The organism is Archangium sp., from assembly GCF_045802675.1.
Lineage (GTDB): Bacteria > Myxococcota > Myxococcia > Myxococcales > Myxococcaceae > Archangium.
Genome location: NZ_JBJMQO010000127.1, coordinates 46,382 through 56,389, shown reverse-complemented (window position 1 = coordinate 56,389; position 10,008 = coordinate 46,382). Strand labels below are relative to the sequence as shown.

7 protein-coding genes are annotated in these 10,008 nt (G+C 69.5%); 6 read left to right on the top strand and 1 reads right to left on the bottom strand.

What is annotated here, in order from left to right; all coding sequences use genetic code 11:
* The 6 genes from groEL to ACJ8AN_RS35250 form a co-directional block, all read left to right on the top strand.
* The coding region (gene groEL / locus ACJ8AN_RS35275; protein ID WP_407759963.1) for a chaperonin GroEL at positions 1–1,080 on the top strand (1,080 nt) is incomplete at its 5' end.
* 174 nt (positions 1,081–1,254) lie between these two features.
* A complete protein-coding gene (gene grxC / locus ACJ8AN_RS35270) occupies positions 1,255–1,506 on the top strand; it encodes a glutaredoxin 3 (protein WP_407759962.1) in 252 nt (83 codons plus the stop codon).
* Between the two features lie 115 nt (positions 1,507–1,621).
* Positions 1,622–2,077 carry a hypothetical protein gene (locus tag ACJ8AN_RS35265; protein ID WP_407759961.1) on the top strand — a complete coding sequence of 152 codons (456 nt, stop codon included), beginning with the start codon at positions 1,622–1,624 and terminating at the stop codon, positions 2,075–2,077.
* Between the two features lie 87 nt (positions 2,078–2,164).
* Positions 2,165–3,187, top strand: coding sequence for a hypothetical protein (locus ACJ8AN_RS35260; RefSeq protein ID WP_407759960.1), 1,023 nt, complete (start codon positions 2,165–2,167; stop codon positions 3,185–3,187).
* Positions 3,188–3,305: 118 nt separating this feature from the next.
* Entirely contained in the window at positions 3,306–4,694 is a 1,389-nt protein-coding gene (locus tag ACJ8AN_RS35255; protein WP_407759959.1) for a sigma 54-interacting transcriptional regulator, read from the top strand.
* A gap of 40 nt (positions 4,695–4,734) precedes the next feature.
* Positions 4,735–5,928 (top strand): hypothetical protein, encoded by a 1,194-nt coding sequence (locus tag ACJ8AN_RS35250; RefSeq protein WP_407759958.1) that lies wholly within the window; start codon positions 4,735–4,737, stop codon positions 5,926–5,928.
* Positions 5,929–6,048: 120 nt separating this feature from the next.
* Here ACJ8AN_RS35250 and smc read toward each other — a convergent pair whose 3' ends face one another.
* On the bottom strand, positions 6,049–9,648 hold the full coding sequence (gene smc, locus ACJ8AN_RS35245; protein WP_407759957.1) for a chromosome segregation protein SMC: 3,600 nt from the start codon (positions 9,646–9,648) through the stop codon (positions 6,049–6,051).
* Between the last annotated feature and the right edge of the window lie 360 nt (positions 9,649–10,008).

Below are 10,008 nucleotides of genomic sequence, written 5' to 3'. Positions count from 1 at the left end.
GGCATGCAGTTCGACCGCGGCTACCTCTCCCCGTACTTCGTGACGGACCCGGAGCGCATGGAGGTCGTCCTCAACGACTGCCTCATCCTCATCAACGAGAAGAAGATCTCCTCGATGAAGGACATGCTCCCCATCCTCGAGCAGGTGGCCCGCTCCGGCAAGCCGCTGCTGATCATCGCCGAGGACATCGAGGGCGAGGCCCTGGCCACCCTGGTGGTGAACAAGATCCGCGGCGTGCTCAACGTGGCGGCGGTGAAGGCGCCGGGCTTCGGTGACCGCCGCAAGGCCATGCTCGAGGACATCGCCACCCTGACGGGCGGCCGGATGATCGCCGAGGACCTGGGCATCAAGATGGAGACGCTGACGCTCCAGGATCTGGGCCGCGCCAAGCGCATCACCATCGACAAGGACAACACCACCATCGTCGACGGTGCGGGCGTGCAGAAGGACATCGAGGCGCGCGTGAAGCAGATCCGCGCCCAGATCGAGGAGACCAGCAGCGACTACGATCGCGAGAAGCTCCAGGAGCGTCTGGCGAAGCTGGTGGGCGGCGTGGCCGTCATCAACGTGGGCGCCGCGACCGAGACCGAGATGAAGGAGAAGAAGGCTCGCGTGGAGGACGCGCTCAACGCGACCCGCGCCGCCGTCGAGGAGGGCGTGGTTCCTGGCGGTGGCGTGGCCCTGCTGCGCTGCTCCAAGGTCCTGGACACCCTCAAGGTCGACGCCGGTGAGAAGTTCGGCGTGGACATCATCCGCCGCTCCGTCGAGGAGCCGCTGCGCCAGATCGTCGCCAACGGCGGCCTCGAGGGCAGCGTGATCGTGAACAAGGTCAAGGAGGGCACGGGCTCGTACGGCTTCAACGCCGCGACCAGCACCTACGAGGACCTCCTGGCCGCCGGCGTCATCGACCCGGCCAAGGTGAGCCGCTACGCGCTGCAGAACGCGGCGTCCGTGGCCTCCCTGATGCTCACCACCGAGGCGATGGTGGCCGAGCGTCCGAAGGACGAGAAGGACATGCCCGCCGGCGGCGGCATGGGCGGCATGGGCGGCATGGGCGGCATGGGCGGCATGGGCATGTAGTCCCCACCCGGGCATCGGAGCGCGGTACCCGCCGCGCTCCGGTTCTCCCGACGGCCTCCGGTTCCCTCGTGGAATCGGGGGCCGTTCGCGTTTCCGGGAAGCCAGCGGGCATCCATCGGGTGGCACGCGGCCCCCTGCCCTCTTAGTTTGGAGAGAGACACGAGGAGGACACGCGTGAAGCCCGTCAAAATCTACACCACCACCTATTGCGGCTACTGCGTCCGCGCGAAGGACCTGCTGACGCGCAAGGGCGTGAAGTACGAGGAGCTGGACGTCACCAGCAACGACGAGATGCGCTCGAAGTTGGTGGAGATGAGCGGCCAACGGACCGTGCCGCAGATCTGGATCGGCGACACCCACGTGGGCGGCTACAGCGATCTGGCCCGCCTGGAGAGCGAGGGGCGGCTCGATCCGATGCTCGCCTGAGCCGTTCGCCGAGCGATTCAAGGTCCCCAGGGCAGGCGGCCAGCCGAGCCCCGTGGGCACCCCCCATCCGCCGTGAGCAGGTTGCCCCCAGCGATTTTCCTCACGGAGGTGGACGATGGCGGAAGCAGGCGAACAGGGCACCGGCACCCGGGACGAGAACTACGACGTCATCAGCGTGCTCTATCACTGTCTCCAGGCGGCCTCGGAGGTGGGGCAGTACATCCAGGACGCCGAGCAGAGCGGGGACCAGGAGCTGGTGGACTTCTTCAAGGACTACCAGGAGTCCCAGCGCGACCTGGCCGAGCGCGCGAAGAACCTGCTCGGGGCCCGGCTGATGCGCACCGAGGGCGTGCAGGCCAGTGGCGGCCAGAAGACCGGCGGCGCCCAGAAGGGCGGCAAGAAGGCCGGCAAGAAGCTGGTGGTCGAGGCCACCCAGGGCATCAGCTCGGAGCAGCTGTCCGGCGCCCAGACCAACGCCAAGGTGAGGTCCGGCGGCAAGCCGAGTGACGACATCGTGGACGAGGGCTCCAAGGAGTCCTTCCCGGCCAGCGATCCGCCTTCCAACTACTAGGAGCACCCGGCTCGCGGCACCCGGCCCCGGCGGAGCACACGGCCCGGGGCTGGATTCGCGGGGACGGTTCGTCTTCACTTCCGCCCCGTGAACCGTGCCCGAGGCTCCCTGCTGTGCGCCGTGCTGCTCGCCGCCCTCTCGGGGGTGGCGTGCCAGACGGCCTATCACACCCAACGCGCCGTCCCACCCGAGCTCACCGCCCACGCCGTGGTGGTGTACCCCTTTGGCTTCCGCTGGCCCGAGCCGGCCTGGCGCTCCTTCGAGCTGAGCCAACGGCTCATCTCCGAGGCCCTCGCCGTCTACGGGGAGCAGGCCCTCTTCTTCGGCCCCTCCGAGTTCAAGCTGTACCGTCCTCAGGACGACAATGCGTGGGTGGCGAGCAACGCGCTGTCACGGCTCGTCTCCTACGGGGTGCGCCCCGAGGCGGGGCTCGTCCTGCGCCCCTGGGCGGAGCGGCGCGTCCAGACGCTCCAGCGCGAATTGCATGACGCCCAGGGCCGTCCCGTGGGCTCGGGCGCCGGGGAGGAGACGACCTTCCTGGGGCACGTGGAGGTGCTGCACCCCTCCAGCGGCCGCGTGCTGGTGGAGGTGACGGGTGAGGTGGTGGCGGATCCCTTCGCCGAGCGCACCGACGAGGGCGCGGATCCCTCTCCGGAGCTCACCCGGTTGATGGTGGGCCTCACCCGCGAGGCGCTGGCGGCCCTGGAGGACACCCTGAGCCCGCCCCGGAGCCCCTCCCCACCCCTCGGCGAGGTGCTCCTGGTGCCCTGGGAGGCCTTCTCCTACGCCGAGGAGGGCCGCCCCCCGCTCTCCCCCCAGCTGGCCGCGATGGACGCCCTGGACGCGGAGGTGGTGCGCCAGCAGCGGCTGCGCTTCGCCAACCCGGACCTGGCGCCCGACGCGCTGACTCGGCTCGCCCGGATGCCGGCCGGCCTGTACGTCCGGGAGGCCCCCGAGGGCGGAAAGCTCGCCCCCGGCGAGGTGGTGGTGGGCCTGGATGGAGGCCCCGCCCTGCCCCAGGCCCTCGCTCGCGCGCGCTTCGCCCCCACGCCCGTTCAGGTGCGGATCCGCCTGCCCGCGGGAGACTTCGCCGAGCGGCTCCTGCCCTGAGACGTCCATCCCGGCGCACTAAAGCTTGCCCCCGCCGTGCCGAGCCCCATAAACAGGGAACTCCCGCGACGCTGGCGGTCCTACCGGCCCGCCGCCCCGGGGTGGAGGGTCTACGCCAATGATCGACGACAGGCCGGAATTCACGCTGACCGTACAGACGGGCGAAGCACGCTCGACGCGGATTCAGGTGCGGGAGTGGACGGTGGAGGTGGTGTCCGGCCCGGATAAGGGCAAGAAGGTCACCACGCAGGATGCGCTGCTGCGCGTGGGCTCGGATCCCGCCACCGACCTGGTGCTCAGTGACCAGACGGTGAGCCGCCGGCATCTGGAGCTCGAGCGCACGGGCCAGGGCATCATCCTGCGCGACCTGGGCAGCCGCAACGGCACCTTCCTGGACGGCCACCGGGTGCTCCAGGTGATGCTGGAGCCGGGCGACAAGGTGCTGCTGGGCAAGACGAAGCTCACCATCAAGCAGGAGTCGCGCGCCACGGAGGTGGAGGTTTCCGGCGGCGCGGACGCCTTCGGCTCGCTGGTGGGCACCTCGGAGAAGATGCGCGTCGTCTTCGCGCAGCTGCGCGGCATCGCGCGCGAGGACATGAACCTGCTGCTGGAGGGCGAGACGGGCACCGGCAAGGAGCTGGCGGCGCGCGCCGTGCACCAGCACTCCATGCGGCGCCACGGCCCCTTCAAGGTGGTGGACTGCAACCTCATCACCGAGGAGAAGGCCGAGCGCGAGCTGTTCGGCGGCCTGCGCTCCGCGGGCGAGGACGACGAGAAGGGGGCCAAGGGCGTCTTCGAGGCGGCCCAGGGCGGCACCCTCTTCCTGGACGAGGTGGGCGAGCTGCCCCTGTCCCTGCAGCCCAAGCTGCTGCGCGTGCTGGAGTCGCGCGAGGTGCCCTCGCTGGACGGGGCCCCGGTGCCGGTGGACGTGCGCGTCATCGCCTCCACCCACCGCAACCTCGAGGAGGACGTGCGCCAGGGCCGCTTCCGCGCCGACCTCTACTACCGGCTGGCCGTGGCGCGCGTGCGCCTGCCCCCGCTGCGCACCCGGCGCGAGGACATCCCCGTGCTCGCCCAGTCCCTGCTGCGCGGCCTCAAGTCCTCCTTCGAGCTCACCCCCCAGACGCTCGCCCTCTTCGAGGGCTACGACTGGCCGGGCAACGTGCGCGAGCTGCGCAACGTGCTCGAGCGCGGCGCCCTCATGCAGGAGACGGGCAACGTCAGCTGGCTGGACTTCATGGCCCAGCCCGAGCGCAAGGTGGAGGGCCAGCAGCCCACCACCAGCGTCGCCGCCATCGTCACCGGCATGCCCTACCACGAGGCCAAGGACCGCGTGGTGGCCGACTTCGAGCGCCTCTACTTCGCCGAGGTCATGCGCGTGTCCAACTTCGACATGAAGACGGCCGAGCAGCACACCGGCCTGTCCATGCAGAGCCTCTACCGCCTCCTGAAGAAGAACGGGCTGCGGTTGAAGGATCTCAAGAACGCCGAGGGTCTTGATAAATGAGGCCCCCGCTGTGCCCCAACCCCAAGGGAGATTCCCACGCATGATGCGCCGTATCGCCATCGCCTCCGTCCTCCTCGCCGCGGGTGGCTGCGCCACCCAGGACTCGGCCCAGAAGAAGCAGGGCCCGATGACCAAGGAAGAGCGGATGCGCATCACCAACCAGGGCCCGTTCGACGTGGCGGTGTGCCAGTCCAGGTCGACCGCCCTTCCCCAGCCCGCCAACCAGGGCATCCTCGTGGGTGCGCTGCTCGCCGCCCGCCCCCAGGTGATGGAGTGCCTGGTGGACCCCAAGTCGCGCGGTGAGGCCGACACCACCCGCGTGGTGGTGAAGAGCACCGTCACCGACCAGGGCGGCACCCACGCCGTCTCCGGGGAGAACCTCACCCCCGAGGGCACCGCCTGCATCCAGAAGGCGGTGGACGCGGCCGCCCCGCTCGCCCCGCTGCCCAAGGGCGCCCAGCCGGTGGACTCCGAGAGCACCTTCGTCCACGAGGCCGCCAACAGCCCCAGCGTCCGCTTCGGCATCAACCCCGGCTCGGACTTCTCGGGTGCCGTGCGCCTGGCCCAGCCGACCTGGTGCGACTGCTACGCGAGCTTCGGCAACAAGGCTCCGCCCCTGCTCAAGGCCAACGTGGAGCTGAAGAAGGGCTCGCCCACCGCGGCCAGCATCACCTTCGAGCCCGTGGGCACCCCCGAGGGAGACCAGCTCGCCGCCTGCCTCCAGGCCAAGATGATGGCCGTGCCGGCGCAGCTCGAGGTGGACCAGCTCAAGTTCGGCTACCGCTTCGTCCACTTCAACTCGCACGCCACCGAGCCCGCCGCGGACCTGCCCCCCGAGCTGCGCTTCTTCCAGCTCGAGTTGGTGCGCAACCAGAGCTCGGCCAAGGCCGCCGTCGCCTTCGGCGCCCGCGCCAACGCCGCCGAGACCTATGACGCCATCGTCCAGAAGTACCAGAAGACCAAGGACTGGAAGCTCATCGACGAGCTGAAGGGCAAGTGCAAGGCGCTGGTGGACTCGGCCCAGGGCTGGGTGAACGCCATCGACTCGCAGCTCAAGGTCGACCAGGCCACCCTGGCGCTCGCCACCGAGCTCAAGGCCAAGGATCAGGCCTGGGGCGAGGTCGAGACCAAGAGCCAGGAGGTCATCAACAACACCCAGCAGGACCTGGCCAACGCGCAGAAGCGCCTCGCGGACGACCAGAACGCCTGCCCCAAGGAGCGCAGCGGCAAGTAGTCCGCGCTTCCGCCCGGCCCGAATCCCCGACCTGATTCGAGCCAGGGCTTGAAACGACGAAGGCGCGGGACCCTCTCTCCGGGTTCCGCGCCTTCTTCTTTGCGGGGTGGGACGCCGGGGTCAGGCCGCGGTGACGTTGTCGTTGGCGGCCTTGGCCTCGCGCAGCTTCACGCTCACCAGCTTGGAGATGCCCGGCTCCTCCATCGTCACGCCGTACAGCGTGTCCGCCACTTCCATGGTCCGCTTGTTGTGGGTGATGAGGATGAACTGCGACTGCTTGCTCATCTCCTTCACCATGTCGTTGTAGCGGCCCACGTTGCCCTCATCCAGCGGCGCGTCCACCTCGTCCAGGAGGCAGAAGGGCGTCGGCTTGATGAGGAAGATGGCGAAGATGAGCGCCACGGCCGTCAGCGCCTTCTCGCCGCCCGACAGCAGGTTCATGCTCTGCAGCTTCTTGCCCGGCGGCTGCGCGACGATCTCCACGCCCGGCTCCCCACCCTGCCCCTCGTTCGTCAGCACCAGGCTCGCCCGCCCGCCGCCGAACAGCCGCGGGAAGATGGCCTGGAACTTTTCGTTGACGATCTCGAACGTCTGCTTGAAGCGCTCCCGGCTCGACGCGTCGATGCGGCGGATGGCCTCCTGCAGCTTCTCCATCGACTCGGACAGGTCCTTCTTCTGCGCCAGCAGGAACTCCGAGCGCTTCGCCAGCTCCGTGTGCTCGTCGATGGCCGTGAGGTTGATCTCCCCCATCTTCTCCACCTGGGCGCGCAGGTCCTTCAGCTCCTGCTCGGCCTCGGCGCTCAGCGACGGCAGCATGTGGTAGCGGTGGACCTCCTCCTGCAGCTCCGTCGCGTGGCGCTCGCGGATGCCCGCCACCAGGTGCTCCAGCTCCAGGGCGATCTCCCGCTCGCGCAGCGTCCCCTGCGACAGGCCCTGGGTGAGGCCGTCCAGCTTCGTGCGCAGCTCGCGCAGCACGTTGTCCTGCTCGCGCACCTCGCCCGAGGCCGTGCCATGCGCCGTGCGCCGCGACTCCAGCACGCCGGAGGTCACCCGCAGCTCCTCGGCCTTCCTGGCGCGCTCCTGATCCGTCTCGGAGATGCGGCGCTGGAACTCCGTCACGCGCGAGGAGCCGTCACGCACCGTGGACTCCAGCTTGCGCACCCGTCCGGCCATCTCCTCCTTCTGGGCCAGCAGGCTCTCCAGCTCCTTGCGCGCCGACTCGCCGCGCTCGCCTCCGGCGGCCACCTTCACCTTGAGGCTGGTGAGGTTGCTCGTGGCCGACTCGCCGCGCTGCTTGAGCGTCTCCAGCTCGCCGACGAGCTGCTTCACGCGCTCCTCGCGGCCCTCGCGGTCCGCCTGGCCGTGCGCCACCTCGCCCCGGCTGTTCTCCTCCTCGTGCGCCAGCCCGTCGTACATCTGCGTGAGCTGCTCGTCCTCGGCGTCCAGCGCGCGCAACCGGTCGCGCACCCGCGCCAGGTCCTCGCTCGCCTTGTGCAGGTCCTTCTCCTGGCTGGCGAGGCTCAGCTCCTCGGCGTGCACGTTCTTCGCGAGCCCCTTGAGGACGTCCTCCGTGTCCCCCATCTGCTTCTGCAGGGTGTAGTGCCGGGTGAGGATCTCGTTGTAGCGCTCCTCCACCCGGGCCACCTCGGCGGCCAGCTCGACGATTTCACGCTTCTTCTGCAGGGCGCCCACTGCGGCGCCCTCGCGCTCGCCGCCGATGATGGTGCCGTCCGGGCGGAACACCTCACCGTCCAGGGTGACGAGCGTGCACGCCCCACCCTCGGCGTCCGCGTAGGCCTTCGCGGCGGCCAGGTCCTCCACGATGACCACGTCGCCGAGCAGCAGCCCCATCACCGGCTGGAGCGACTCCTCGCACGTCACCTCGTCCAGGGCGCGCGCCAGCACGCCGGGGCGGCTCATGTCCGGCTGCACCACGGAGGGCACGCGCTCGGGCGGGGGCACGGGCAGGAAGCTGCCGCGGCCCTCGGCGTCGTTCTTGAGGTACTCCACCAGCTCCACGCCCTTGTCGCGGCTCTCCACGACGACGTGCTGGAGGCGCTCACCGAGCACGGCTTCCACCGCGCGCTCATAGCGCGGCGTGGTGGAGAGCACGTCCGCCACCAGGCCGAAGATGCCCTGGGTGCGGGCCTCCTCGCCGGCGCGCACCATCACCGCGCGCACGCCCTTGTCGAAGCCCTCGTAGTCCTTCTGCAGCGCCTCCAGCGAGGCGAGCCGGCTGCGCTTGTCACTCAGCTCCTCGCGCAGGCCGATGACCTGGACCTCGTTCTCCATGAAGGCCTGGCGCGTACGCATCAGGGCCTCTTCCTCGTGGCCCTTGCGCTCGGCGAGCTCCATCGACAGGTGGCGGCTCTCCTCCACCCGGCGGGCCACCTGCTGGCGCACGTCCTCGAGCTGCTTCTCCTGCTGGCGCAGGCTGTCGGCCTCGGCGCGGTTGCGGGCGCGGCGGGCCTCCAGGTCCGTCTTCTGGCGGGCCAGGTTGACGAGGTTGCTCTCGTGGTTGGCCAGGCGGCTGGCCACGGTGACGAGCGCCGCGCGCTCCTGCTCCAGCCGCATGGAGATTTCCGTCTGCAGCTGGCTCACCCGGCGCAGCTCCTCCTGCGCCACCTTCATGGCCACCTCGTCCTCCTTCCACGAGCCGGCGATGTTGCTGAGCTCCGCCTCGCGGGAGGCCATGGTGTCGGCCACCCCGGACTGGCGGGCCTTGAGAGCGTTGAGCTCGGTCTCGGACTGGGTGACGCGGGCGCTCGTCTCCTCCAGGTCCTTGCGCCAGTAGGCCAGGTCCTGGTCCGCGCGCTGCACGGCGCTCTCCAGCGTGTGCACCTCGGCGGCGAGCGACTGCAGGGCCTGGGCCTCGGTCTCCAGCTCGGTGCGGCGGTGGGTGATGACGAGCTCCAGCTCGCGCATCTTCTCCAGGCCCTCGCGCTCCTCGGTGCCCACGCTCTCCAGGCGCACCTGGAGCACCTTGGCCTCCGCGTGCAGCTCCAGGAAGCGGTGCGAGGCCGAGTGCAATTCAATCTCCCGCATGCGCGTCTTGAGCTTCTTGTACGTCTCGCCCTTCTTGGACTGGCGCGAGAGGCTCTCCAGGCGGCGCTCCAGCTCGCTGGTGATATCGGTGACGCGCAGGAGGTTGGCCTGGGTGGCCTCCAGCTTGCGCTCGGCGGCCTTGCGGCGGGACTTGTACTTGGTGACGCCCGCGGCCTCTTCGATGAGGTGACGCCGGTCCTCGGGCTTGCTGGAGACGATGAGGCCGACGCGGCCCTGCTCGATGATGGAGTAGGCCTTGGTGCCCACGCCGGTGCCGAGGAAGAGCTCGGTGATGTCGAGCAGGCGGCAGGTGGTCTTGTTGATGAGGTACTCGGACTCGCCGCTGCGGAAGAGGCGGCGGGTGACGGTGACCTCGGACAGGCCGGAGAGGTGGGCCGGGAGGGTGTCCGTCTCGTCCACGTGGAAGGTGAGGGACACCTCGGCCATGGACAGGGGCGGCTTGGACTCCGAGCCGTTGAAGATGACGTCCTCCATGCCGCGGCCGCGCAGGTTCTTGGCGCTCTGCTCGCCCATGACCCAGCGGATGGAGTCCACCACGTTCGACTTGCCGCACCCGTTGGGGCCGACGATGCCCGTCACCCCGTCATCGAACGAGAAGACGCTGCGCTCCATGAACGACTTGAAGCCGGTGATGTCCAGCCGCTTGATTCGCATGTTGAAACGGGCTCCCGAAAGGTGTGCAGGCGAGGGAGGAAGCGCGCCAGAGGCCGAAAAATCGGCTTCGGAGCGATCAGACGAGTAGCACGCTGGATCTCAGCCGATCAAGCATGACCCTGCCATGCGTGACGATATGCGAGCAGGCAAGCATGGTGCCCAACAGCCGGGCGACCGGGGGGTCGAACCTGCGGAGAAGGAGCCTACCTGTGCTCATTCGTTTCAACCTACGTTCAGGCCCCTGCCTGCCCTCTCGCTCCTCGGTGGAGCGGGCGCGTGCGGCATAGCAGCTGGGTCTGACACGGCCGCTCACCAGGCGAGCGGGCCCGCTATCAGTCGCTACAGGCTGACCCCCCTCGC